This window comes from Lysinibacillus louembei (assembly GCF_033880585.1).
Taxonomy (GTDB): Bacteria; Bacillota; Bacilli; order Bacillales_A; family Planococcaceae; genus Metasolibacillus; species Metasolibacillus louembei.
Genome location: NZ_CP137624.1, coordinates 3,018,197 through 3,044,882, shown reverse-complemented (window position 1 = coordinate 3,044,882; position 26,686 = coordinate 3,018,197). Strand labels below are relative to the sequence as shown.

The following is a 26,686-nucleotide window of genomic DNA, read 5'->3' as shown; positions in this document are numbered from 1 at the left end:
AACAGCATGGCAGATCTTTTCAACACAGGTATGATAGGTACATTAATTATTATTGGGGTAGTTGTCTTTATTATTATCGCTCTTTTAGGAATTTACGTATCGAAATACCGTACAGCAGGTCCAGATGAAGCATTAATTGTGACAGGAAGCTACTTAGGCTCAAAAAATGTTCATACAGATGAGACAGGTAATCGTATTAAAATTATTCGTGGTGGCGGTACATTCGTATTTCCAGTATTCCAGCAGGCAGAGCCACTTAGCTTGCTATCTAGTAAACTAGAAGTAACAACACCAGAAGTTTACACAGAGCAAGGTGTACCAGTTATGGCAGACGGTACAGCCATCATCAAAATTGGCGGTTCGATTTCTGAAATCGCAACAGCAGCAGAGCAATTTTTAGGGAAAGATAAGCATGAGCGTGAAATGGAAGCACGTGAAGTATTAGAAGGGCATTTACGCTCGATTTTAGGCTCGATGACAGTAGAGGAAATCTACAAAAATCGCGATAAATTCTCACAGGAAGTACAACGCGTTGCCTCGCAAGATTTAGCGAAAATGGGTCTGATGATTGTATCATTTACAATTAAAGATGTGCGCGATAAAAATGGCTACTTAGAATCGCTAGGGAAGCCGCGTATCGCACAAGTAAAACGCGATGCAGATATTGCAACAGCAGAGGCAGATAAAGAAACGCGTATTAAGCGTGCACAAGCAGATCAAGAGGCACAAAAAGCCGAGCTTGCACGTGCAACAGAAATTGCGGAAGCGGAAAAAGACAATCAATTAAAAGTAGCAGAATATCGTCGTGAGCAAGATATTGCAAGAGCCCGTGCTGACCAAGCCTATGAGCTAGAAACAGCCCGTGCGAAACAGGAAGTAACAGAGCAAGAAATGCAAGTACAAATCATTGAGCGTCAAAAGCAAATTGAATTAGAAGAGCACGAAATTTCACGTCGTGAGCGTCAATATGATTCTGAAGTGAAGAAAAAAGCAGATGCGGAGCGTTATGCGATTGAGCAACAAGCTTCGGCAGAAAAAATGAAGCAATTAACACAGGCAGATGCGGAAAAATATCGTATCGAGGCACAGGCACAAGCTGAAGCAGAGCGCATTCGTCTTGACGGTTTGGCAAAAGCAGACGCAGAGCGTGCGCAAGGGGCAGCAGAGGCAGAAATCATTCGTCTACGCGGTTTAGCGGAGGCAGAAGCGAAGCAAAAAATCGCAGAAGCATTTGAGCAATACGGTCAAGCAGCCGTGTTAGACATGGTGGTTCGCATGTTGCCAGAATACGCGAAGCAAATCGCAAGCCCATTATCCAACATTGACAAAATTACAGTTGTTGACACAGGTGGTGGCGAAGGTGGCGGCGCCAACAAAGTTACTTCTTACGCAACAAATTTAATGGGGTCATTGCAAGAAACATTAAAAGCTTCATCAGGCATTGATGTCAAGGAATTAATTGAAACATACGTTGGTAAAAATGCCATCAAGCAGTACGTACAGCAAGCACCGGCACCAACACCAGTAGCAGTATCAAAGCCCGCACAGCCAAAGGAAGAGCTTGAAATAACGGAAGAATAGAAAAAAGAGGATGCCTGAAAAGATATAATCTTTTCAAGCATCCCTTTTTGTGGATAATTATTCAATGAGATAAGCGTTATCGATTACTTCCTGTGGTACAGTGATTGTCGAAACAGCATTAATATTGTTGTAAGCGATTGTTGTTTTTTGGTCAATAGCCATTTCTTCGCCATCAATCGTTGGCTTCATCATCCAGTCTAATTGGATCGTCTTCACATCAAATGTATTTTTATCAACTATTACTTGATAAAAGGCATCTTCGAATTTTGTATTTTGAAGGCTTTCAGCGATTGGATTTGTTTCAGCAATCGTAAGGGCTAGTTGCTCACGGCTTATTTGATGGAGCTTATCGTTGCTACCCTTTAATGTTAAAATATAATCCTCGCCTTTTTCTTCATATGTAAAATCCTCTGCATATTTTTCAAAAATTTTTAATTGCTCCGTCGTATTAACATCTAAGCCGAAAGCATCTAGTGTGAAATTTGTAAATAAAAAAGCTTAAACCCTCTTAGCTGAAAAGGGCTTAAGCTATTGTGATATTTAATAATTGATTTCCTGTGCATTTTCTAATACATCTTGTGGGATTGTGACAGTTGCGTTGTTAAAATCATCGTATGTTGTCGTTGTTTTTTGGTCAATTTTTGCTTGGACACCATCGATGTCCATTGAAATGATCATATCTAATTTCAATTCTTTCATATCATATGTTTTTTTATCAATTGTCAGCTGATATGTTGTATCTTCGAATGACATGTTTTCGAATTGCTCAATAGGGGCATCCGGCATCGTTAATGCGACTTGCTCTTCGATTAATTGCTTGAATTTATCGCCACCTGCATTCAATGTTAAAATATATTCTTTATTTGTTTGCTCGAATGTAAAATCATCTACGTATTTTTCCAATAATTGCAGCTGATCTGCTGCATTCGCTTGGACACCTGCCTGACTTAGCATTTCATCAAGCGTCGCATCTTGTGGCAGCTTAAACCATGTTTTCGATGTGTCATCATACATATAAAAGCCGTCCTCAGCTGTCATATACATTTTCATCGGCATATCTAGCTTGTCACCACTTGTAGGCTCCGTCATAGAAATTGTGCCATCAACAAAAAATTGTGTTGGCTCTAAAACTGCACCCATTTTCATATTAGCGGATGTATCCACTGTTGATCCATCGCCTAGCTCCATTGCCTGTGTCATTGTCACAGTCGCATTAAAGCTTTTAATTTCGCTTTGTCGCTCACTGCTTTTCGTAAATACTTCCTCTAGTGATAAATCGCTTTTGTCGGTCGTATTTTCCTTCGGTGTTGCTGTTGTCCCACAGCCAGCGGCAATCACTGCCACCCCTGCTAAGGCTACGAACATTTTCTTTTTCATTTGCTACAGCTCCTTTATTGTTCATTACTATTAATACTGTTTAATAAGTAGTAAAGTTTCAAGAAAGCTGTTTTTCGATAGAAAAGTCCTGCTATTTTATAAATAGAATAGGACACAACTCACCATGCAAGCACAGCCTGCAATCACAAAAATATGCCAAATTGCGTGGTTGTACGGAAGACGGTTCCATGCATAGAAAATCGCACCGAATGTAAAGCATAAACCACCTGCTAGCAGCAATAAAAAGCCTTCAAACTGCAAAAATGTGTAAACGGGCTTAATGACAAAAATAATGAGCCAGCCCATAGCGATATATAGGCCTAAGGAAAATGCTTCAAAGCGATAAATAAATAAGCATTTAAAGACGACACCAAATATGGCAATGCCCCAAATAATGCACAGCAATGTAATGCTTAATGCGCCATCTAACGTAATGAGCAAAAACGGTGTGTACGTGCCTGCGATTAAAATATAAATAGCAGAATGGTCAAGAATGGCAAAGAAATACTTAAAGCGCTCAGGCATACTGTGCAGCAAAGTAGAATTTAAAAATAAAATAATTAAAGATGCCCCAAAAATGCTGTAGGAGACAATTTCTACAGCACCTCCCTTTGCAATTGCCTGTAAAATAAGCCAGACACAAGCGGGGATGCTAATTAATAAACCAATGCCGTGCGTGATGGCATTCCATAATTCTTCATTTTTTGTTTTATAGTCGAACACGATGTTTTGCATAATCATCACTCCTTATGAAATACTATAGTAAAATAAGAAATAACTGAACAGACATAATTGTCATTAGTTGTCACTACAATATGTCATATGGAAAAAAGACAACTATCAGGTAATAGGTATTACATTTGTCACCTTTACAGTGATGATTCAAGTTACTTATAATAGGGAAGAAGAATATAAAGGATGTGTCATAAGTGGGACGAATTCATATTGTAACTGATTCAACGTGTGATTTAACAAAAGAGGAAATTAAGCAGCATGGTATTCACATTGTACCTTTAACAATTCAAATTGGACAAAATACATATGTAGATGGAATCGATTTAGAGCCTGCTACATTCATGGATATAATGAAACAATCTCCTGAACTGCCAAAAAGCTCTCAGCCTGCACCAGGGAAATTTAAAGAATTATATGATGAGCTTGGAAAAGATGGCGATCAAATTTTATCGATTCATATGACAGGCGGTATGAGTGGTACGGTTCAATCGGCTCGCCAAGCAGCTGACATGACAACGTCTGATGTGACAGTTGTCGACTCACGCTTTATTGCATTCGGCTTAGCCTTCCAAATTCGAGAAGCTATTCGCATGCGCGATGAAGGTGCTTCAATCGAGGAAATTGTAGCACGCTTAGATGTGGTACGTGCAAATACAAATTTATTTGTTGTCGTTGATACGTTGGAAAACTTAATTAAAGGTGGACGCATCGGTAAAGGAAAAGGCATGATTGGCTCGCTGTTAAATATTAAGCCAATCGCTAGCTTAGAAGGTGGCGAGTATACGCCTGTATCGAAGGCACGCAGCCATAAGCAAGTAGTCAATTATTTATTTAAGCAGTTCCAGGAGGATACTGCTGGCAAAACAGTAAAGGCTGTCGGCTTATCTCATGCAGGTGGCTTACAAACGATGGGGCAGCCGCTGCTTGATTTAATCAAAGAAACAGGCTTCGACAGCGCAGAAATTGCCTTTACATCCCCAATTATTAGTACACATACAGGTCCAGGAGCAATTGGCTTTATTTATTTTGCAGAATAGGTTAGAGGTGTCTGAAAGCAGGCTAATGTGCCACTTTCAGACACCTGTTTGCTTTTTATCCCTTATTAACAGGCTGTAAGACCCCCACATCAAAACAGCAGATAAAATCAAGGTGTTGAGGGGGATCAAACAGCCTGTAAAAACCCGATTGGTGAAACTACCAATCAGTGGGGGGATGAGGAAAACCCCCACTGATTGAAGGTTCACTTTATTCAATTGATGGGCGCCATGCCTTTTAGCGTGTTTGTTTACGTCATATACATTATAATAGTACATATGTTAAATAGATTGGTAGGGAAGAAGAAAGAATGAAGTTTTGGTTAAGCATGTTATGTTGTTGCTTATTATTGTCTGCTTGTACAGTGACGGTCGATGAGCCTGAAACATCTCCAGAGGAATATGAAAAATCACTTGGTACGACAAGTGTACCTATACCGATAGATGATGCGCTTTATATCGAGAAAGCGCAAAAAGAGGGCATTATAGAAAAGCTAGGTGATATTTTTCAGCTAGATTGGCTGACTAGAAAAGAAATTGATGCACAGGATATTCAATATCTTGCACTAGGCGATTCTTTAACGGATGGTGTTGGGGATGAATATATGCGTCAAGGCTATACGGAGCGCTTAGTGGAACAGCTTGAAAAATGGCCTGCAATTACGACGATTACGCTAGATAATCGCGGTAAAAAGGGCAGACGTAGTGATCAGCTGCTACGACTTTTGGAAAAAGGGCACTATGATAAGGAATTAGAGGCTGCTAATTTGGTTACGCTAACAATGGGTGGCAATGATGTAATGAAAATTGTCAAAACCGATATATTTTCTTTAAAAAAGGAAATGTTTGATGAGGAAAGAGTCAACTTTCAACATAATTATGAGCAAATTGTTAAAGAAATACGTGCACGTAATCCAGAGGTGCCGCTCATTTTAATTGGTTTTTACAATCCCTTTTCAATTGTAGTAGATGAAACGACACCATTTGAAGAAATTATTGTAGAGTGGAATAATGACGTAAGGGAGCTAGCGGCACAGGATGATAATGCCTGCTTTGTCCCCGTGCTAGATTTATTTCATACGAATGAGGATTTAGTGTATCATACGGATTTCTTCCATCCGAATGCGAAGGGCTATGAGCGCATGACAGAGCGCATTGTAGCTGCTATGAAAGAGTGCGATATTGAGGAAATGTCAGATGGTTTGATTGGATTTGAGGAGTGAGATAGCAAATGAATAAATGGAAAGTCGCCTTTTTTTTACTAGCAGGAGCAGTACTTTTCACAGTCGTTTTTATCGTATATATGGCGACTTCAAAGGTGGAGGAACGTGCAATTCCAGAGCAGGCGCAAGTAACCGGGCATGTGCTGACGGTGCAGACAACAGCGAAGGAATTTGAAGCAATTGCGAAAAAATATATGGGCAAAGGACCACTAGGGAAATCACCAATCCCTGTTGAAATGGAAGTAAACGAGCAAGTGCAGCTTTTTAGTGAGCTAATTGTATTCGGTATTACAGTACCTATTTCAATGGATTTTGAGCCGATTGTCAGCGATGGCAATATTCGATTAAAGCAAACAGAGGTGAATGTAGGGAAATTAAATATTCCACCATCGACTGTTTTAAAGCTGATGAAGGATGCGATTGAATTCCCTGACTGGATGATTGTCAGACCGAATGAAGAGGAAATTTATGTGGATTTATCGCGCATTAACATTGCCTCAGGCTCAAGAGTGCGTGCAAAGGAAATTGATTTAGCGAATGATAAAATATTGTTAGATATCATTATTCCAGCAGAAGAGGTGAAATAAATGGTGCAATATGCAACGTTTGCAGGTGGGTGTTTTTGGTGCATGGTCAAGCCATTTGATGAAGTACCAGGAATTGAGGCGGTTGTTTCGGGTTATACAGGGGGACATGTCGAAAATCCAACATACGAGCAAGTTTGCTCAGAGACAACGGGACATTTAGAGGCAGTGCAAATTACGTTTGACCCAGCCGTATATCCTTACGAAAAGCTTGTAGAGCTCTATTGGACTTTGATTGACCCAACAGACGCAGGCGGACAGTTTTACGATCGTGGCGAATCGTATACGACAGCAATTTTTTATCATAATGAGGAACAGCGTGAAATCGCAGAGCGCTCGAAAGCAGCATTACAAGCATCGGGCAAATTCAAACAGCCGATCGCGGTAAAAATTTTGCCAGCAAAGCCATTTTATGCGGCGGAAACGTATCATCAGCATTATTATAAGAAAAACCCTGCTCATTATGAGCGCTACGCCATCGGCTCAGGGCGGGTAGCCTTTAAAGAACAGCATTGGGGGGAAAGACATGAATAAAGAGCAGCGTTTAAAGGAATTAACGGAAATGCAATATTATGTAACGCAGGAGCAAGGCACAGAGCCACCATATCGCAACGAATATGACCAGCATTTTAACACAGGTATTTATGTGGATATCGTATCAGGTGAGCCGCTTTTTTCCTCGCTGGATAAATTTGATGCAGGCTGTGGCTGGCCAAGCTTTGCTAAACCGTTAGAGGTAGAGGAAGTAACCGAGCATTTCGATACATCGCATGGCATGCGCCGCGTAGAAGTGCGCAGCAAAACAGCAGATTCACATTTAGGACATGTTTTCCCAGATGGCCCGCAAGAGTTAGGCGGTTTGCGTTACTGCATCAATTCCGCAGCACTACGCTTTATCCCTGTGGAAGAGCTAGAGGCGCAAGGCTACGGGAAATATAAGGCATTGTTTGAATAAGGTATCATAAAGAGCGAAATCGCAAATAAATGAGAAAACTAGCAAATAAAAAGGGCAAAGCCGCAAATAAGTGAGAGAAGTCGCCAATAAAAAGGGCAAAGTCGCAAATAAGTGAGAGAAGTCGCCAATAAAAAGGGCAAAGCCGCAAATAAGTTGGAGAAGTCGCCAATAAAAAGGCAAAGTCGCAAATAAGTTGGAGAAGTCGCCAATAAAAAAGGCAAAGCCGCAAATAAGTTGGAGAAGTCGCCAATAAAAGGGCAAAGCCGCAAATAAGTTGGAGAAGTCGCCAATAAAAAGGGCAAAGTCGCCAATAAGTTGGAGAAGTCGCCAATAAAAAGGCAAAGTTGCAAATAAATGAGAGAAAGCGCAAATAAAATAGCAAAATGACGAACAATTTCTCTTTTTAACTAGTAAATGAAATAAGCTCTTGTTTGAGTAGTGGTGCTTTAGACCATTTTTCAAACAAGAGCTTTTGATTATATTTTAAATTCCCCAACAACGCTACGTAAATCATCTGCCTGTGTCGCTAATTCAGAAGCGGCAGCATTGATTTCCTCCATAGATGCGGAGCCCTGCATAGCAGCAGAAGCGCTTGTTTCCGTTCTAAAGGCAGTATGCTCAGCGATAGCATTTACTTCAACAAAGGAAGAGCTAACCGCATCGCTATAGTCCAATGTACCATTGATTTTTTCAGCCATACGACTAATAATTTCTGACGTACGCTCTGTCTGCTGTAAAATTTTATCAAGTGAAGCGTTCGTTTCGTTTGCCACTTCAACACCGCGAATAACGGATTGTACGCCTTCGTGGTTTTGTGCGATAATCGATTTCACTTCAGTTTGAATAGAAGAAATAATACCTGTAACTTCCTTCGCCGCACTTTGCGATTGCTCAGCTAGCTTGCGTACCTCATCTGCCACAACTGCAAAGCCTTTGCCATGCTCACCAGCTCTCGCCGCCTCAATCGCCGCATTTAAAGCAAGTAAATTTGTTTGCTCAGCAATGCCTGTAATTGTGCTAATAATGGAAGTGATTTCACCAGATTTTTTACCGAGTGCCTCCACCGTTGTCGTTGTGTTAGCCATCGTTTCTTCAATATCCATCATAACATTTGCGGAGTGGTTCACTGATTCACTACCATTACGTGCGACAGTGCGCATCTCCTCAGAAGCCTGTCGTACCTCAGCAGCTTCGACATTTAAGTCATGAATGGCTTGTTCAAGCAGCTGCATGCTTTGTGCCGCCTGTCCCATTTTCTGAATGATTGTATTGCTATCGCTAGCAATATCGTGTGTAGAATTGGCAATCGAATCAATCATACGTGCATTTTCATCTGCCAATGCCATCAACTCCTGAGAGCTGCCTGAAACATTTTCTGCTAAGCCAGAAACGCGCTTAATAAGTGTCGAAATAGATTGAATTAATAGGTTAGTTGAATCGGCAATTTGAGCAAATTCATCATTTGTTTTCACGCGTACACGTCTTGTTAAATCACCGCCTGTGCTGGCAATATCCAAAATGGATGTATTAATGGAATGCGTATTGCGACGAATGGATTTAAACAATATGTAACCAGATGTAATCGTCAAAGCCATCGCAATAATCGCTAAAAATAAAAAGGATATTTTAGAATTATTGGCATAGCTCTCTAATTCTTTAATCAATTTTTCATTTTCTGTTTCTAATAAAGCGATTAATTGCACAGAATAATCATCAATATAAGCCTTTAATGATTGTCCACCACCGTTTTGCATTAACTTTTGCGCATTTTCAAAGCCGTATTTTGTACGTGTATCAATCATGTTTTGAGAATGTGTTAAATAAACGGTGTAAAGCTGCTTGATGGAAGCGAGGGTATTGGCAGCCTCCTCATGATTAGCCAAAATCACTTGTAGCTCATCGAGATTCGTGCTAATGCTTGTTTTCGATTTTTCGTAGTCCTGCAAAATTTCTTCTTTTCCTGTAATCAAATATGTTTGTTCATGACTCGACAGCTTCGCAATATCGCTTGCTAAATTATTAATTTGAATTTGCTGCTGCAAATTTTCGTCAGCAAAATCTCGCAAGCTTGTTTGTAATTTAGTAATATTAGTATACGATAGCAATTGCATAGCGAAAATAATAGCTAATAATAGCGAGAAAATTAACAATACTCGTCCGCGAATAAGCTGATAAAATCTTGCTTTCTTTTTGCGATCAACTGGGTCCTGCTCTTGACGCTTCGTTTTTCGTTTTGTAAATAATTTTGCTTTGGGTACTTTTTTCAATTTATTCCTTTTTAATAGCAATTTTGTCACCAACTTTTTATAGGATAAATTATTCATTCTTATTTCAGTTTACCTATATGTAAACGCTTTGTGAAGTAGATTTTAATAAAAAGGAGAGAAATTTTTGAAAAAATCATTTTATTCTTACATTTTAACATACCGTGGGGGAGCTGCGAATGACGCAAAGGCGCAGTTTGCAGAAGCTAGCTTTCATGACTCCAGCTTTCCTAAAATGTCGACATCTTTTGAGGAATTATCACAATATATTGAAATGCAAGGCGATGATCTTTTATCAGCCTCAACATTTGATGAACTATGGTCTTTATATGAAGAAAAATATAGTGAATAAATATTATTAAAAGCAAGACGTCTAACCTTGCGAAAAAAGCGTAAAACAAGTATGATGTGAAGTGAGAAATGATGAAATGGGGGATATAGTAATGAGTATTCATATTAATGCAAATCAAGGTGAAATCGCAGACATCGTATTACTTCCAGGAGATCCTTTGCGTGCAAAGTACATCGCTGAGACATTTTTAGAGGATGTAACATGCTATAACGAAGTGCGTAACATGTTCGGCTTTACAGGTACTTATAAAGGTAAGCGCATATCTGTTCAAGGGACAGGCATGGGTGTGCCATCGATTTCAATTTATGTGAATGAGTTAATGGCAGAGTACGGTGTGCAAAAATTAATTCGTGTAGGTACTTGTGGCGCTATCCAACAAGACGTAAAAGTGCGTGATGTTATTTTAGCACAAGCTGCAACAACAGATTCGAAAATGAACGAAATCATTTTCAACGGTATTGACTATGCACCAATCGCAAACTTCGATTTATTATTAAATGCATACAATGCAGGAAAAGAAGCTGGCTTAAGCTTAAAAGTAGGAAATGTTATGACTGCTGACATGTTCTACTCAGAAGAAAACCAAAACGAAAAATTAGCACGCTATGGTGTATTAGCTGTTGAAATGGAAGCAGCTGCACTTTACACATTAGCTGCAAAATACGGTCGCCAAGCATTAGCAATTTTAACGGTTTCTGACCATATTTTAACAGGTGAAGTAACATCAGCAGAAGAACGCCAATTGACTTTCAATGATATGATTGTTGTGGCGCTTGAAGCAGCGATTCAAGAGTAATTAGTATTTAACAGAAAATAGAGCAACTGACGCTAAAATACGTCGGTTGCTTTTTGATTTGCACTAAGAAAACTTGGTGAATAATTGAATTTTTTGAAACCCTCTGTATTTTGAGGCGTATAGAATAGGAGGGAGAGGAATAGATGATGAAAAAATTTTTTAGCATTTTGCCAATAATGTTATTAAGCGCTTTTTTAATTGCTTGTTCTGATGAAGAAAAAGCAACTAAAGAGCAAACTAATATGGATAGCGAAATGGTAGCAGATGCATCGGATTTTCATCATAGTGGTTACGTAAATAAATTGAATCAATTGATTACTTGGACAGATGCAGGTGTAATGATTAGTGGGACATGGCTGAAGGAACTACCGACAGATACAACTGATTTAGATATGGTGTTAGAAAAAGAATTAGCTGAGCCTCATAAAAGGTTCGAAAAGATATATGAAAATGCTGAAATAAAAACAGACGGTTTAAAATATTATATAAAGCTTGACGATGAACTTACGTTAGCATTTGAAAAAATAGGACCTCGAACAATTAAGGATTCACAAGGGATTGAATATTATACTAAGAAATATCCAGGAGAATAAACCGATTTGAAAAAACTTTTTTTAATAGTGACAGCAATATACCTTGCATTAGCTGGCTGTTCTCAAAAACAAAAAGATTCAACAGAAGAACCGACAAAATTCGAAGCAATCAACAATCTTGACGGCGTAACGATGATTGCCAAGGAGGGAGCAGTATCTGCTACTGGCTTGACAGTCATCCTTGAAAATAACTCTGACAAGGAAATTACCTACGGTGCAGATTTTTTATTGGAAAAGAAAATCAAAGGGAAATGGTACCAAGTTCCATTTGCAATAGGGGGAAATCATGCTTTTACGGATATTGGTTATAGCTTAGCTTCGTTTAATGTAAGAGAAGTGGAAATTGATTGGGGTTGGCTCTATGGAAGCCTAGATCATGGTGAGTATCGTATAGCGAAAGAAATAGTGGATTTTAGAAACGCTGGGGGCTATGATAAATATCATTTGGTTGCTGAGTTTACCGTGGAGTGAAGCTGCTATTTGTGAAAAACTAATGGCACAACGCTTCTAATTTGAAAAAATAAATGACTAACTTCATTTGCTAAATAACTATAAGTATAATTCCCTTCATTTAAAAACATACTCCTTTTAGGAGGTGCTGAAGGTGAATAAAATACATAGCGCGTTATTAGTTATTGTCGCAATTGTTTTACTATGGTCAGCGATTCGACCATTTTCCTATACAAGTTGGCTTGTTGAAGTAGGCCCTGCTGTAGTGATAATCATTATTTTACTAATCACTTACTCTAAATTTCGCTTTACGACATTCTCCTACTGCATCATTGCCTTTTTATCGATTCTTACATTTATTGGTGGTCATTATACGTATGAGGAGGTTCCTTTGTTCAATTGGTTACAGGAGGAATTTCATTTAAAGCGTAATAACTATGACCGATTTGGTCATTTTTTTAAAGGGCTTATTGCCATTGTCCTGCGTGAAATATTATTGCATTTTACACCACTAACGCGAGGAGCTTGGCTATCAACGATTTCAGTTAGTATAGTGTTAGCGATCGCGGCTCTTTATGAAATACTTGAATGGCTGAGCACAAAAATTGCGCCACATAGTAAAACATCGAAGGATTTCCTCGGCATGCAGGGCGATAAATGGGATGCTCAGTGGGACATGACATTTGCCTTTTTAGGAGCGATTTTAGCTACTTTATTGCTAAGCCACTTTCATGACCGTATGTTACAAAAAAAGCGAGTGTAAATATTATTTTAAGCCTAGTGGAATTTTATGTTTCTCTTTTAACAGCACTGTACCATTTACTTTTATGCAGCAATTCAATGTAACCAATCCACCGAGCTTTACAGCTACCTTTGACACAGTACCATCCGATTCAGTAATTTTACCACGCAGTGTAACGAAAGGCATCCATTGCTTGAATATGCTGTCACGCCCTTTGCGGTCAACAATTTCATTATTAATCGCAAGCGTTTCCTCTGCTATCGTGTTGACAACACGAATGACATGTCCATTATAGTCAACTTGCCAGACTTTAAAAGTATCCTTCGCTAAATCTTCTTTAGCGATTGCTATTTCCTTTTTCATTTCTTCACGAAAATTTTTAAACATTATTGAGCCTCCGTAGCATGTGTTTTCCTTCTTTATTGAATCATTGTACAAAAAATTCCACATTTTGTGAAACTAAATAAAAAAATAAACGTCTAAGCTTTTCGAAGACTGTATAAACTGTTAAGATAGGTATAGTGTGCCGTACATAGTGGAAAATGAGAGTGGTGAAAGTAATGGATGAACAACAACGAACTGAGGAACAGGTAAACATACAGCCGCAGCCTGAGAAGCCTGCTGGTAAATATATACGAATTAAGCCGTTTAAATTTATTATGCTGATGTTCCTGACAATTTTAGTAACAGCAGGGTTAACGATTTTTGCTTTAACATTTGGGGAAGAAAAGATAGTGGAAGTTAAAGTACCTATTGAACGTACAGAATTTAAACAGCTTTATGATGCATTTGATGAATTAAAAGAAAATTATTATGTTGAAATAGATGATGAGGAAGTCATTCATGGTGCAATTAACGGAATGTTTGATGCGCTTGGCGATCCGTATTCAGACTATATGAACAGCGAAGAAGCTGCACACTTTAATGAAAGCTTATCTTCAAGCTTCCAAGGAATTGGTGCGGAAATTCAAGAGCGAGATGGCTACATTATGGTCGTATCACCAATTAAAAACTCGCCTGCTGAAAAAGCGGGAATTTTACCAAAGGATTTAATTTTATCCGTTAATGGTGAAAGCGTAAAAGGCTTGAGCGCCTCAGAGGCAGTTTTACTAATTCGGGGTGAAAAAGGTACATCTGTGACGCTAATGATTCAGCGTGGAGATGAAGAGCCAATCGAAATGAAGCTAGTCCGTGATGATATTCCAATCGAAACAGTACATGGCGAAATGGGCGATGATAAAATTGCTCATATTCAAATTTCATCATTTAGTGAGCAAACAGCTGAAGAAGTGGCACGTAGCTTAGCTGGATTTGAGCAACAAGGGATGAAAGGTGTCGTGCTAGATGTGCGCCAAAACCCAGGGGGCTATTTAACAGCAGCGCTAGATATTTCAAACTTCTTTGTACCAGAGGGCAAGCCAATTTTATTAATTCAAGGTCGCACAGGAGACCCTGAGGCAATGGTTGCAGAAGGTGGCAAGAAATTCGATGTTCCTGTTACAGTACTAATTGATGAAGGTAGTGCATCTGCCTCTGAAATTTTAGCAGGCGCATTACAGGAGTCAGCTGGTGCGAAAGTTGTCGGTAAAACATCATTCGGTAAAGGAACTGTACAAACAGTGGCTGATTTACCAGATGGTGCGAACTTGAAATTTACGACGAGTAAATGGCTAACGCCGAATGGCACTTGGATTAATGAAAAAGGTATTGAGCCAGATGTTGATGTAGATACGGCACCATATGCTTCATTGCCATACATTGATCCAAAGGAAGAGCTAAAATTAGAAGTAAACTCGAAGCTTGTCAATGCAGCTGAGCAAATGCTTGAAGTGCTAGGCTATCAAGTAGGCACAGTAGATAATCTGTTTGATGAAGAGACAGAGGCTGCTGTCAAGGAGTTCCAAAAAGCAAGTGAGCTAGAGGAAACGGGTATTTTAACAGGCAAAACAACGTATGCCTTAATGGATGCTTTACGTGAAAAATTACGCGCAGATGATCCGCAGCTATTAAAAGCGAAAAGCTTATTAACTGGCAAAGAGCCAACAACGGAAGAAACAACAGATAAAGAATAAAATAAAGGGCGGCCATATATGGTCAGCCCTTTTTCTAGAGGTGTGAAAAAATGAAGGATGTTTATTTATTAAGTGGATTTTTAGGAAGTGGCAAAACATCGTTATTAACAGATGTTATTCGCCAATTTAAGGAGCAAGGGCTGAAGCCTGCGGTTATTATGAATGAGCTAGGCAAGCTAGCATTTGATTCACAGGCAGTAGAGGAGGATGTACCATTAAAAGAAATGCTAGAAGGCTGCATTTGCTGTACAGGTGCGGAAAAGACCGAGGCACAAATTCAATCATTATTATTCGACCAACAGTTTGATGTGCTATTAATTGAAACGACAGGCGCAGCACATCCAGTAGAGGCGCTTGATGCAGTATTTTCACCTATTTTTGCAGAGCAGCTAAATATTAAAGGTATTGTGACAGTGGCAGATAGCAAGCTTTGGCTCAATCGTGCTACATTATCTCCACAGGCTCGCTCTCTTTTTATGGAACAAATTCGCCATGCGCACGTACTACTTGCCAATAAAATTGATTTATTAACAGAGGAAGAGCAGGCGCAGGTTGTCTATGAATTGCAAAGCTTTAATCCACGTGCGGTGCTGCTCCAAACAACGAATGGTCGCGTGCCCATTAAGTTTTTACAGCAAATGCAGTCGATGGTGCAGCCTACTAAGGAAAGTATTGTATCAGCAAAAATCGGTGAAAGCTTTAATCTCGGCTCGCGTTTAATCCAGTTTACACAAAGCTTTAGCGAGGAGGAATTCGAGGCATGGGTGCGCTCACTGCCTGAAACTATTTATCGAATGAAGGGCTATGTCCCGATTACAGGCGTGCGCAACCCGATGCTGTTTCAATATGCATATGGCATGGTGCAATGGCTGCCAGAGTATATTAAAATGGAGCCGAAGCTTGTGATTATCGGTGAAAATATTGCGAACATTCAAGTGATTGGAGAGGAGTAGTATTGAAAAAATTCTTCATTACGATTTTTGTAATCTGGTTATTTTTAATAGCCTGCTATTTCTTGATGTCATCTAAATAACTCTCTAATTTGTAAACTGTCAACCACCTTTCAAGGGTAAGTGTTTCATAGAGTGGCAAATGCTTCCTCATTAAAGCGATAATGAACATAGATTTTTCAGTAAATTTTAATGTAGATGGATAGGTTGGTAAAGCTTGGCGAAAAATGCGGCGATTCTTGCTTGTATGCTTAGTTGCATGAAGGAGGAATTGCAAAATGAAAAAAACATTAACAGCCGTTTTTGCAACTTTTTTATTAGCAGCACCAATTCAAATGGCGTCTGCATCAGCAAATGTTTCTGAAGGGAAACAAGTACCATCGAAGGAAGCAACAAATTGTCAAGTCGTATATAAATGGTCAAATCATAAATGGCAAATCATTATGCCAAAACAACAAGGAAACAAATGGTCAAACAAGGTGCCAACACCGCCTGTAGTAGAAAAGCCATCTGTTCCGACAACACCACCGGTAGTGGAAAAACCATCTGTTCCAACAACACCACCGGCCACAGAAAAGCCATCTGCTCCAGTAAATTCAAGCGTTAGTGCCTTTGAACAAGAGGTTGTCAAGTTAACGAACGCTGAACGTACAAAAGCAGGCTTAGCACCATTTAAAATGGATGATCAGCTGATGGCAGCAGCACGTGAAAAATCGCAGGACATGCAAAGCAAAAAATATTTTTCACATACGAGCCCAACATTCGGTTCACCATTTGACCGTATGAAAGCACTTGGTATTACGTATAAAAGTGCAGGAGAAAACATTGCACAAGGGCAACGCACACCGCAAGAAGTCGTGAAGGCTTGGATGGATTCACCAGGTCACCGTGCCAATATTTTAAATGCACAATTTACGCATATTGGTGTTGGTTATGTAGCAAACGGTAACTACTGGACACAACAATTTATTCAAAAATAATGCATCAAGGAAGGATGTCAGAAAAGCGAGCAAATGCGTAGCTTTTCGACATTCTTTCATTTTTAATGAGTGAATTGTTGCATTTTCATCAAAATAATCTAAAGCATAGGGTGTTAAGAAAGGCCAAACCTTTCTTAACACCTTTTCACTATATGTAGCACTTGACGATAATTGCAAAATTCTCTATATCATCTATATCTTTTAAGTTGCATATAGTACAATAAGTTGTTGTAAATTGTTTTATTATAAAAAATAAATGAAAAATGTTTAAATATATGCTTGAAAGATAGGGGAATTGATGTGAAACAACAAACAATTATTTTAACAGGTGGAGGAACCGCAGGGCATGTGTCGCTGAATGAGGCCATTATTCCTTCGTTAATAAAAGAAGGATATGAAGTTCATTATATTGGTTCTTATGATGGCATAGAAAAGGAATTAATCGGCAATAATTTCCCTGAAATAACGTATCATAGCATTTCAAGTGGGAAATTGCGTCGCTATTTTTCTGTCAAAAACTTTACAGATCCATTTCGCGTTTTATATGGTATTAGCCAAGCTTTTGCCATTATTCGCAAAGTAAAGCCCGCAGTTATTTTTTCAAAAGGAGGCTTTGTATCGGTTCCTGTTGTTATGGCAGCGAAATTAGCGAATGTACCTGTCGTTGTGCACGAATCGGACGTAACACCAGGCTTAGCAAACAAGCTAGCATTGCCATTTGCCTCACATATTTTCACTGTATTTAAAGAGACAATGCAGCATTTACCAAATGACAAGGCGACATGCACAGGCTCCATTATTCGCCAGCAATTATTTGAAGGGTCACGAGAAAAAGGCTTAGCGTTATGCCACTTCGAGCAAACGTCCAAAAAAGTATTGCTTGTGATGGGGGGGAGCTTAGGTTCCGTTGTGTTAAATGAGGCATTACGCATGAATTTAACCGATTTGCTAGTGGACTACAATATTATTCATTTATGCGGAAAAGGCAATGTAGATACATCATTAACTGCCTTACAAGGCTACAAGCAATTTGAATATGTGACAACAGAGCTGCCTGATTTACTGCATGCCGCAGATTATATTGTATCACGTGCTGGCTCTAACTCTATTTTTGAATTTCTTGCGCTACGCAAGCCGATGCTGCTCATTCCATTATCAGCTAGCAAAAGCCGTGGTGACCAAATTTTAAATGCTAATTTATTTAAAAAGCAGAAGTTTGCCCATGTGCTGGAGGAGGAGGCTTTAACAAAGCAATCGTTCAGCGAGGCATTGCGTTACCTTGTAGCACATGAAAATGAAATGATTGATGCCATGGCTGATGCGGAGCGCCCGAAAACGCCTGATGAAATGGTCGTGCTCATTACACAATACGGAAACAATTGATAGTTAATAAAAATAAAAAGCTGACACATTCGCGGTGTGTCAGCTTTATCGTTACATTGCTTGTTCCTCAGCATCCATTTGTACATGTGCTGTTGTTAAGTAGAATAAGTCTTTAGAGATGCTGAATAAATCAAACTGAGCCTCTCCGCGATTAATTTGCTCTAAAAGAGCAGGATGTGTGTCCTTTGCACAAGCTACATAGGGTAGCTTCAACGCAGCGGCTTTGGAACGACTATTTTCTTGGCGGATGCGTAAAAACACAGTATGGAAATCATATTTGAAAAAAAGCTCCTGTAAAAACAATAACTTTGCTTTTTGATTATAGCCCTTTCCTTGAAACGGCTGACCAATCCAAGTACCAAGAAAGCCTGCACCGTCTTGAATATCATAGAGGCTAATTGTTCCGATTGGCTGTCCCCATTCATCGACAATTGTACGCGAAATGGTCATGCCAGCGTCTTCTTCTTCGATTAGTTGCTTTGTCATAAATAAATATTCTTCAGCGGATGTTGCTTTTTGGCGAACGTAAGGAAAAACAGATGGATGGCTCAATAGTTGGTAAAGTTCAGTTGCTTCATGTACATCACGGTGTTTCAGCATGCGAAACGCCTCCTTTAAAAAGAGTATAGGTAAAAAAATCACAAGGCATGCATTTCGAACTTAACTCCTATATAACCTAGACATCTTACTATGTTACAACCTTTAGTTATTCGCTACTTTGCATATGAAATTCGATTCCTGCTAATACTAATAATTAGGGGAAAAAAATAACCGTTATCAACTGTAAACGGTTATAGCAATACAAGTGATTTGCTAGAAATTTTCTAGCAGCTCAACAAGTGCTGAATGAAAAGATATTTTCGTAAAATATCATATAATATGACAGGTCATTCATGCAAGTGTTTAACTCGAAAAAACAAAAAATAGCTCGAAAAAGTCTTTTTATTCTTAATTATCTGAAAAGTATTATTCTGCAAAGAAAATCATCTTTTGTACATAACGTATTTTATGAAAATATGTACATCCAAGTGATAAATATTGCTATAATACATTTACAATTGCAGTTTTTGTAGTGAAAAGCTTCTATCTTGTATAAATGTATCATGATTCAGCAGCTCTTTTCTGTATAGATTCTTTTTGTATCGAAAGGATAGCATCAAGTACAACTCCCACCTCCATAGGATATGATGGATTTAGGTTAACCTCTACTAGAAACATGGTCGCAAAAATCTGGACGGGAGTAAGATGAGGCGTAATTGATTTTATAAAGATAAACGATATAGACTAAGTGTAGGGTAGGTGTCATAAAGGATGATACAGCCATTTCTTTCGGAAAACCAATTTAATATAATATTTAAAGATAGTAAAGATATGGTCTTTTTTATGAAAAAAAAGGGCGAGGATTTTGAATATTTGTATGTTAATACAGCAGCACGCCATCTTTTTGAAATGGAGCCAAATGGGAAAATGGTCTCCGAAATTATGCCCCAAAACTTAGCAGAAACAATTTTAAAATATTATAATTTAGCGGTAACTACAAAAGAGCAACAAAACTTTCAAGATTATGACTATTATACCAATGAAGTACGTAAACATGAAACGACAGTTTTTCCGATATTTTCTGAGGGCGAAGTGTTTATTTTAGGCATTGCAAAGGAAATAGCCTTTGACCGAGATTTACAGGATAAATATTTATTTATGCGCTCCATATTTTTTAAAACCTTCTTATCAACAGTGTTAATATCGAGCGATTTAAAATTTTTAGAGGCAAATGAACGCTTCATCGATGATTTTGGCATTTGCTTAGCAAAGATGCAAGGTCAATCATTTTTAAGCTTGCCCCTCATTCAAGAACCGTATGTAAAAGAATGGGAAAGCTATTTAAACGATGCGCAAAACGGTGATAATTTTACTTCCAAAATTGTGAAATTCATTGATAAAGCAAATCAAACGAGAAGCTTCACAGCCACATTTTCGCCTTTCACAAGTGAAAATGGTGATGTTATTGCAATATTTTTAATTTTGCAGGAAGTAACGGATTTTATTGAGCAGCAAAAAGAGCTACGTGAAACATCGCATGGCTTAGCGATTATTAAAAATGCAATTAACAATGCGATTGAATTATCCATTATCGATGTCGACCGAAAAATTATTGATTTAAATGACCGCTTTGCTGCACGCACAGGCTATGCGAGAGAAGAGCTAATTGGCCAAACGCACGACATATTAGATTCGGGCTACCATCCGCCTGAATTTGGAGAAAATATGTGGGCAAAATTACGATGCGGTGAAATTTGGCAAGGCGAAATTTGCAATCGCTCAAAGCAAGGGGAAACGTATTGGGTAGATACAACCATTATTCCATTAACGAATGCCGCTGGGGAAATCGATAGCTACTTTTCAGTAAATTACAGTGTATCTGAAAAGAAGCGTTTAATGATTGAATTACAAAATAATGAACGCACATTTCGGATCATTACTGAAAACATGAATGATTTTATCGTGATTATGGATATGGATGGAACCATTCAATATGTTTCTCCATCCTATATTCGCATATTCCAATATACAGAGGACGAATTGATTGGCCAAAATTATGCATCATTTTTAACAGAGGAAAGCGAGGTAATTTGGCGTTCACAGTTGAAAAATATGCAGTGCAACGATATGACGATAGAGCTGGCCTTACAGACGAAAAATGGCGATATTGTTTGGACTGAGGGGAAATATCAGACCGCTAAAGAGAATGATAAAGAAAATGCTTTTCAAATTATTATGGTATCACGCGAAATAACAGAGCGTAAAAAAATGGAAAATTCTTTGCGCTTCATGGCATATCATGATAATTTAACACAGCTGCCAAATAGAAGATATTTGGAAAAGGAGTTTCCTCGCGTGCTGAATGCCGCCCAAAATAATATGCGTTCCATCGCTGTTCTTTATATTGATGGCGATAATTTCAAATCCATTAACGATCAATATGGTCATGATGTTGGAGATGAATTTATTAAGCTAACAGGTGAGCGCATTGCAGCAAGCATTCGCTCAAGCGATTTTGCGGTACGTGTAGGAGGCGATGAATTTGTCGTTATATTAGCGGAGCTATCGATTATAGAAGCTGAGCGTAAAAGGATGACACAGGATATCATTGCACGTATTCAGCATAATTTACAGCTAGGAGCAGATATTCAGGGCAACCATTTCAAGCCAACTGTCTCAATTGGTGTTAGTTATTATCCAGACCATGCGACGACATTAGAATCGCTACTAGAAAATGCGGATAAAGCATTATATAAAGCAAAAACAGTTGAAAAAAATGGCTTCAAAATATATGATGACGTACAATAAGGATAGTCAAAGCGGCTATCCATCAAAATGTCCTAAAGGCTTTTTATGGAGCCTTTAGGGCATTTTTTAGAGGTGAGACAATATGAAAAAAATATTATTAGTAGAAGACGAAAAAAATATTTCACGCTTTATTGAACTGGAGCTAAAGCATGAGCAATTTGATGTAACATGCGTATTTGATGGGCGGGAAGGTTTGACAGAGGCGCTAGCCAATCCCTATGACTGCATTTTACTTGATGTGATGCTGCCACAGCTCAATGGTATTGAAGTATGTAGGAGAGTTCGCCAGCAGTCGCAAGTGCCTATTATTTTATTGACCGCTCGCGATGCCGTGATGGATCGTGTGGCAGGGCTTGATGCAGGGGCGGATGATTATATCGTGAAGCCATTTGCTATTGAGGAGCTGCTTGCACGCATTCGCTCCATCATGCGCCGTACGGGCAATCAAACAATGGCGGACAAGCTTCTAATTTGTCGCAACTTGGAAATCGATATGGAAGCATATGAGGTGACATTTGAACAAAAAAGGCTAGATTTGACGAAAACTGAGTATGACCTGCTAGTATTTTTAGCGCAAAATTTAAATAAAGTCTGCACGCGTGAGCGCATTTTAGAGGCTGTATGGGGCTTTGATAGCGAAGTCGAGACAAACGTTGTGGATGTTTATATACGCCATTTACGCACGAAGCTGAAAACGACAGAGCAGCCTTATATTGAAACGGTGCGTGGTGTAGGCTATGTGATGAGAGGCTAAACAATGAAACAATTATTTAATCGAATGTCGCTAAAAGAGAAATGGATGCTGTCGACCGCTACGACAATCTTTATTAGCTACGTACTTATTTGCCTTATTTTATATATTTCCTTACATACGTGGCTACTAAACAATGAGGAACGCAGTGCACTCCGATCAGCGGACGATATGAGCTCCTTTTTTGAAACGCTTAGCCCAACGACAACGATTCAGCAGCTAGAGGAAAGGTTGAGCAACACGATTGGCAAGCAGGAGCAAACGGTGCGTATTATGAATTTTGATGGTATTCAAATCCTGTCGTTTAATGATGTATCACCAGTCGTTCCAACAACTGCAACCTACGAAGAATTGCTGAATACAGTGATGCGCAAAACGGACGATGCTTATATTATTGAACGTGTTGTACAAATAGGACCGTTTCAAGGCTATATGCAGTTAATACATCCGCTTACAACGTTTCATAAAATGATGCAATATGTGCTGACGACAATGGCCATTGTTGGTGTTGGCGCATTGCTGCTCGTTGCCTTTATCAGCTTTTATTTAGCAAATCGTTTAATTCGTCCGCTTCAGCAATTGCGTGATTCGATGCAATCTGTGCGCGATAAAGGCTTAAAGGAGCGTGAAGCTTTCACATATCAGGCAGATGATGAAATCGGTGATTTGCTGCAAATGTATGATTCGATGTTGGAGGAGCTGAACATTTCCTTTACGCAGCAACAGCAATTTGTGGCAGATGCCTCCCATGAATTGCGCACACCAATTCAAGCGGTAGAAGGTCATTTGTCGTTGCTTGCACGCTGGGGCAAGGATGACCCACAAATTTTAAATGAATCCATTGATAGCTCACTCATGGAAGTAAAAAGAATGAAAAAAATGATTGAAGAGCTTTTACAGCTAGCAAGAAGAGAGCAAGCTATCGACACTTCAGAGGTGGACGTGAGCGCTGTACTGCCACAAGTCATTCATGAATTAGCAATGGTCTATCCAAATGCGCAATTCCATGTGGAGGAATTATCGCAGCAGCGATTAGCTATTTCACCTGAAGCGCTTGCACAAATATTGCGCAATATTATTGAAAATGGCATACGTTATAATGAATCTATACCAAAAATACGTATTTCTACAGCACAAATTGATGGTTGCTTTTATATCGAAATTCAGGATAATGGTATAGGGATTGCAAAGGAGCATTTGCCATTTATATTTGATCGCTTTTACCGAGTCGATGCATCACGTCAACAAAATGGTGGGGGAACAGGACTCGGCTTAAGCATTACGAAAATGCTTGCAGCAAAATATCATGTAGAGCTGAAAGTACAAAGCGAAATTCAGCAAGGAACAACATTTTTGTTAAAGATTCCTTTGAAAAAGTGAGGAATTTCGGTTAGATGGTTTCGATTTTCTAAAGTTCGCTAAAAATTTAGCTTATTTATTGAAAAATAGTTGTATTTTTTGTTGAGAGTAGTAAGATTGAAGTGGAAAAATGTTCTCTGCTGAAAAGCATTGAATGTAAGTATACAAAAATAAATAGGTTCAGCTATCATTTAGGTAGTAGAGAGCCAAGAAATGTTTATTTTAAAATGGAACTGCCATGCAGGCAAAATTTGGAGGTTATTTTCATGTCGAACAATGTATTACATGGTTCCCCTTGGTCAGCGTTTGCAGGCCCTAACTTAGGTTATGTCATGGAGCAATACGACTTATTTCTACAATCTCCCGAAGAAGTAGAACCAGCTTTAGTTGAATTGTTCCAGCAATACGGGGCACCTGTCGTAGTGGAAGGTGGAGTTGAAGTTGCTGTAACTGGAGGAGCAGTTTCTTCACAAGCAGATTTTAGTAAATTATTAGCTGCTATCAAATTAGCAGAATCCATCCGAACATACGGTCATTTAGCTGCGGACATCTACCCATTAAACAACCGCGCACTTGATACAGCAAAAATTGATGAAGGCACATTTGGCTTAAGCCAAGCAGATTTAGCTGAAATTCCAGCTACTGTATTCTTCAAAAATGTACCAGCAGGCGTGCAAAATGGTCGCGATGCGATTGCTTATTTAAAATCTGTTTATACAGATAAAATTGCCTTCGAATACAATCATATAGGGACAGTGGAAGAGCGCGAATGGTTCCAGGAACAAATTGAATCAGGTGCGCTATCAAAGGCAGTAACTACTGAAGAAAAGAAAGCGCTATTAGACCGCTTAACACATGTGGAAAACTTTGAAAAATTCATTCATAAAACATTTGTAGGACAAAAGCGTTTCTCTGGAGAAGGCTTAGATACACAAATCGTGTTATTTGATGAAATTTTAAAAGCAGTAGAAGCGAAAAATGTGAAAAATGTACGCATTGGTATGGCGCACCGTGGTCGTTTAAATGTGTTAACACATATTTTAAACAAGCCATATGACATGATGTTCTCTGATTTTGCTCACGTATCAAATGAACTATTTATGCCTGAGCATGGTCGCTTACAAATTACAAAAGGCTGGTCTGGTGACGTAAAGTACCATATGGGTGCATCTTATACGCGTGAATCAGGTATGTCTGTGAAGCTTGCCTATAACCCGTCTCACTTAGAAATCGGTAATCCAGTTGTGCTAGGCTCAACGCGCGCAACACAGGATGATGTATCTGCAATCGGCTCAGCGAAGCATGATGCTACTTCTGGTTTAGGCATTTTAGTGCATGGTGACGCAGCATTCCCTGGTCAAGGTATCGTAACAGAGGTGATGAACTTTGCTAAAACAGAGGGCTTCACAACAGGCGGTACAATCCATATTATTGCCAACAATATGATTGGCTTTACAACAGAGCTATATGATTCTCGTTCATCTGTTTATTCATCAGACCCTGCAAAAGGCTATGATATTCCAGTTATTCACGTCAACGCAGATCATCCTGAGGCGGTTGCACAAGTAGGACGCTTTGCAGCAGAATACCGTCAAAAATTCGGTAAGGACATCATCGTTGACTTAATCGGCTACCGCCGTCACGGTCATAATGAAACAGATGATCCAACAGTAACAAATCCTGAAACGTATAAGCTTGTATCGAAGCACGACACAGTGCGTGTGCTTTACGGTGCGAAATTAGTAGCAGAAGGGCTAGTAACAGAAGAACAACTGAAAGCTCTTGATAGCGCTGCATATGCAGAAATGCAAGCGGCATACGACCATGTGAAAGAAATGGCAGAGAAGGATGAGCATAAGCATCTTGAAATGCCAGAAGCGTTAAAAGTGGACTTCCCACAAGTAGACACAACGACAAGCGTGGAGCGTTTACAAGGAATTAACGAAGATTTATTAGTATTTGCAGAAGGCTTTGAGCCACAAAATAAGCTAGGCAAAATTTTAGAAAAGCGTCGTGACGCATTTAAAACTGGCAAAATTGATTGGGGTCATGCAGAAACGTTAGCATTTGCAACATTGCTGCAAGATGGCACACCAATTCGTTTCACAGGGCAAGATGCACAGCGTGGTACGTTCTCACAACGTCACTTAGTGCTACATGACAAAAACAACGGCAGCGAATTTACGCCATTGCACCATATTCAAGATGCAAAAGCATCATTCTCTGTATACAACTCACCGCTAACAGAAGCAGGCGTAGTTGGCTTTGAATATGGCTATACGCTGGAAAAAGAAAATGTATTAGCTATTTGGGAAGCGCAATTTGGTGACTTTGCAAACATGGCACAAGCAATGTTCGACAACTTTATTTCAGGTGCGCGTGCAAAATGGGGGCAAAAGTCTGGCTTAGTTATGCTTCTACCACACGGCTATGAGGGGCAAGGTCCTGAACACTCATCAAGCCGTATCGAGCGTTACCTACAAATGGCTGCTGAAAATAACTGGTTCGTAGCAAACTGCTCAAACGCAGGCAACTACTACCACTTATTGCGCCGCCAAGCTGCTTTATTAGGTACGGAAGGTGTACGTCCACTTGTTGTGGCATCACCGAAATACTTATTGCGTCATCCATTAGCAGCGGCAAATGCAGAGCAATTAGCTAACGGCTCATTCCAAGAAATTATCGAGCAACCAGGCTTAGGTACGAAGGCAAAGGCAGTAGAGCGCATCGTATTAGGTACAGGTAAAGTGATGATTGATTTAGCAGACCGCGTAAAAGATGGAGAAGGCTATGATCACATACACATCGTGCGTGTGGAGCAATTATATCCATTCCCAAGTGCACAAATTGCAGAGGTACTTGCAAAATATCCAAATGCGAAGGAAGTTGTTTGGGTACAAGAAGAACCGAAAAATCAAGGCGCTTGGAATTATGCAATCGAAAGCTTATATGAGCTTTCAGAAGGTAAAAAACTACGCTATGTAGGTCGTCCTGCAATGAGCGCAACATCTGAGGGTGATGCAGATGCACATAAAGAAGCACAAGCAGCAATTATTGCGGAAGCCGTAACAGAAGCAGCAAAAGTAAAATAATAGTATAATGTTGAAGAAGGCGAGAAAGGCTCTCCGTTAGCCTTTCTCAATTTAAAGGAGGAAAT

At 39.3% G+C, this 26,686-nt stretch carries 24 protein-coding genes and 1 pseudogene; 19 read left to right on the top strand and 6 right to left on the bottom strand.

All coding sequences use genetic code 11. The features are described from left to right. Positions 1-6: 6 nt before the first annotated feature. Positions 7-1,581, top strand: coding sequence for a flotillin lipid rafts scaffold protein FloT (locus R6U77_RS15155; RefSeq protein WP_406601050.1), 1,575 nt, complete (start codon positions 7-9; stop codon positions 1,579-1,581). A gap of 57 nt (positions 1,582-1,638) precedes the next feature. Here R6U77_RS15155 and R6U77_RS15150 read toward each other — a convergent pair. The 3 genes and pseudogenes from R6U77_RS15150 to trhA all read right to left on the bottom strand — a co-directional run. Then, positions 1,639-2,022 (bottom strand): annotated as a pseudogene (locus tag R6U77_RS15150) (DUF6612 family protein); the annotation flags it as partial. 99 nt (positions 2,023-2,121) lie between these two features. Further along, the gene (locus tag R6U77_RS15145; RefSeq protein ID WP_319836280.1) at positions 2,122-2,958 is read right to left on the bottom strand and encodes a DUF6612 family protein; all 837 of its coding nucleotides are present in this window, start codon (positions 2,956-2,958) and stop codon (positions 2,122-2,124) included. A 96-nt stretch (positions 2,959-3,054) separates the two neighbouring features. Continuing rightward, positions 3,055-3,693, bottom strand: a complete 639-nt coding sequence (gene trhA, locus R6U77_RS15140; protein ID WP_293929292.1) for a PAQR family membrane homeostasis protein TrhA — start codon at positions 3,691-3,693, stop codon at positions 3,055-3,057. A gap of 194 nt (positions 3,694-3,887) precedes the next feature. On the opposite strand from trhA, the gene R6U77_RS15135 reads away from it, so the two are divergent. From R6U77_RS15135 to msrB, 5 genes are all read left to right on the top strand, one after another. Then, positions 3,888-4,730 (top strand): DegV family protein, encoded by an 843-nt coding sequence (locus R6U77_RS15135; RefSeq protein WP_293929294.1) that lies wholly within the window; start codon positions 3,888-3,890, stop codon positions 4,728-4,730. A gap of 308 nt (positions 4,731-5,038) precedes the next feature. After that, positions 5,039-5,950, top strand: coding sequence for a GDSL-type esterase/lipase family protein (locus tag R6U77_RS15130; RefSeq protein WP_319836279.1), 912 nt, complete (start codon positions 5,039-5,041; stop codon positions 5,948-5,950). A gap of 8 nt (positions 5,951-5,958) precedes the next feature. Next, positions 5,959-6,537 carry a YpmS family protein gene (locus tag R6U77_RS15125; protein ID WP_319836278.1) on the top strand — a complete coding sequence of 193 codons (579 nt, stop codon included), beginning with the start codon at positions 5,959-5,961 and terminating at the stop codon, positions 6,535-6,537. Beyond that, on the top strand, positions 6,538-7,068 hold the full coding sequence (gene msrA / locus R6U77_RS15120; RefSeq protein ID WP_293929300.1) for a peptide-methionine (S)-S-oxide reductase MsrA: 531 nt from the start codon (positions 6,538-6,540) through the stop codon (positions 7,066-7,068). Further along, entirely contained in the window at positions 7,061-7,489 is a 429-nt protein-coding gene (gene msrB / locus R6U77_RS15115) for a peptide-methionine (R)-S-oxide reductase MsrB (RefSeq protein WP_319836277.1), read from the top strand. The genes msrA and msrB overlap by 8 nt, the downstream gene beginning before the upstream one ends. A gap of 476 nt (positions 7,490-7,965) precedes the next feature. On the opposite strand, the gene R6U77_RS15110 is transcribed toward msrB, so the two are convergent. Beyond that, positions 7,966-9,756: a methyl-accepting chemotaxis protein gene (locus R6U77_RS15110; protein WP_319836276.1), complete on the bottom strand. Its 1,791-nt coding sequence runs from the start codon at positions 9,754-9,756 to the stop codon at positions 7,966-7,968. A 124-nt stretch (positions 9,757-9,880) separates the two neighbouring features. On the opposite strand from R6U77_RS15110, the gene R6U77_RS15105 reads away from it, so the two are divergent. The 5 genes from R6U77_RS15105 to R6U77_RS15085 all read left to right on the top strand — a co-directional run bounded on the left by R6U77_RS15105 (position 9,881) and on the right by R6U77_RS15085 (position 12,707). After that, positions 9,881-10,105, top strand: a complete 225-nt coding sequence (locus R6U77_RS15105) for a YozE family protein (RefSeq protein WP_319836275.1) — start codon at positions 9,881-9,883, stop codon at positions 10,103-10,105. Between the two features lie 91 nt (positions 10,106-10,196). Beyond that, entirely contained in the window at positions 10,197-10,901 is a 705-nt protein-coding gene (gene deoD, locus R6U77_RS15100; protein ID WP_319836274.1) for a purine-nucleoside phosphorylase, read from the top strand. A 143-nt stretch (positions 10,902-11,044) separates the two neighbouring features. Then, the gene (locus R6U77_RS15095; protein WP_319836273.1) at positions 11,045-11,494 is read left to right on the top strand and encodes a hypothetical protein; all 450 of its coding nucleotides are present in this window, start codon (positions 11,045-11,047) and stop codon (positions 11,492-11,494) included. Between the two features lie 6 nt (positions 11,495-11,500). Continuing rightward, a complete protein-coding gene (locus R6U77_RS15090; protein ID WP_319836272.1) occupies positions 11,501-11,965 on the top strand; it encodes an immunoglobulin-like domain-containing protein in 465 nt (154 codons plus the stop codon). A 127-nt stretch (positions 11,966-12,092) separates the two neighbouring features. Further along, on the top strand, positions 12,093-12,707 hold the full coding sequence (locus R6U77_RS15085) for a DUF2238 domain-containing protein (RefSeq protein ID WP_406601108.1): 615 nt from the start codon (positions 12,093-12,095) through the stop codon (positions 12,705-12,707). Positions 12,708-12,710: 3 nt separating this feature from the next. Here the strand turns inward: R6U77_RS15085 and R6U77_RS15080 are convergent, their stop codons facing one another. Next, entirely contained in the window at positions 12,711-13,073 is a 363-nt protein-coding gene (locus R6U77_RS15080) for a hypothetical protein (RefSeq protein ID WP_293929314.1), read from the bottom strand. 173 nt (positions 13,074-13,246) lie between these two features. Between R6U77_RS15080 and R6U77_RS15075 the strand changes: the two genes are divergently transcribed. From R6U77_RS15075 to R6U77_RS15060, 4 genes are all read left to right on the top strand, one after another. Beyond that, the gene (locus R6U77_RS15075; RefSeq protein WP_319836270.1) at positions 13,247-14,758 is read left to right on the top strand and encodes a lmo1851 family serine protease; all 1,512 of its coding nucleotides are present in this window, start codon (positions 13,247-13,249) and stop codon (positions 14,756-14,758) included. Between the two features lie 50 nt (positions 14,759-14,808). Next, positions 14,809-15,711 (top strand): CobW family GTP-binding protein, encoded by a 903-nt coding sequence (locus tag R6U77_RS15070; RefSeq protein WP_319836269.1) that lies wholly within the window; start codon positions 14,809-14,811, stop codon positions 15,709-15,711. Between the two features lie 275 nt (positions 15,712-15,986). Then, complete coding sequence (locus R6U77_RS15065; RefSeq protein WP_319836268.1) at positions 15,987-16,688, top strand: CAP domain-containing protein; 702 nt, start codon at positions 15,987-15,989, stop codon at positions 16,686-16,688. A 300-nt stretch (positions 16,689-16,988) separates the two neighbouring features. Further along, positions 16,989-18,071, top strand: a complete 1,083-nt coding sequence (locus R6U77_RS15060) for an undecaprenyldiphospho-muramoylpentapeptide beta-N-acetylglucosaminyltransferase (RefSeq protein WP_293929322.1) — start codon at positions 16,989-16,991, stop codon at positions 18,069-18,071. A gap of 51 nt (positions 18,072-18,122) precedes the next feature. On the opposite strand, the gene R6U77_RS15055 is transcribed toward R6U77_RS15060, so the two are convergent. Beyond that, a complete protein-coding gene (locus tag R6U77_RS15055; RefSeq protein WP_293929324.1) occupies positions 18,123-18,671 on the bottom strand; it encodes a GNAT family N-acetyltransferase in 549 nt (182 codons plus the stop codon). Positions 18,672-19,382: 711 nt separating this feature from the next. Between R6U77_RS15055 and R6U77_RS15050 the strand changes: the two genes are divergently transcribed. The 4 genes from R6U77_RS15050 (at position 19,383) to R6U77_RS15035 (ending at position 26,621) form a co-directional block, all read left to right on the top strand. Next, a complete protein-coding gene (locus R6U77_RS15050; RefSeq protein WP_319836267.1) occupies positions 19,383-21,419 on the top strand; it encodes a diguanylate cyclase domain-containing protein in 2,037 nt (678 codons plus the stop codon). Positions 21,420-21,501: 82 nt separating this feature from the next. Beyond that, on the top strand, positions 21,502-22,173 hold the full coding sequence (locus R6U77_RS15045; protein ID WP_319836266.1) for a response regulator transcription factor: 672 nt from the start codon (positions 21,502-21,504) through the stop codon (positions 22,171-22,173). Between the two features lie 3 nt (positions 22,174-22,176). Continuing rightward, complete coding sequence (locus tag R6U77_RS15040) at positions 22,177-23,550, top strand: sensor histidine kinase (protein ID WP_319836265.1); 1,374 nt, start codon at positions 22,177-22,179, stop codon at positions 23,548-23,550. A 245-nt stretch (positions 23,551-23,795) separates the two neighbouring features. After that, a complete protein-coding gene (locus R6U77_RS15035) occupies positions 23,796-26,621 on the top strand; it encodes a 2-oxoglutarate dehydrogenase E1 component (RefSeq protein WP_319836264.1) in 2,826 nt (941 codons plus the stop codon). Positions 26,622-26,686: the final 65 nt, after the last annotated feature.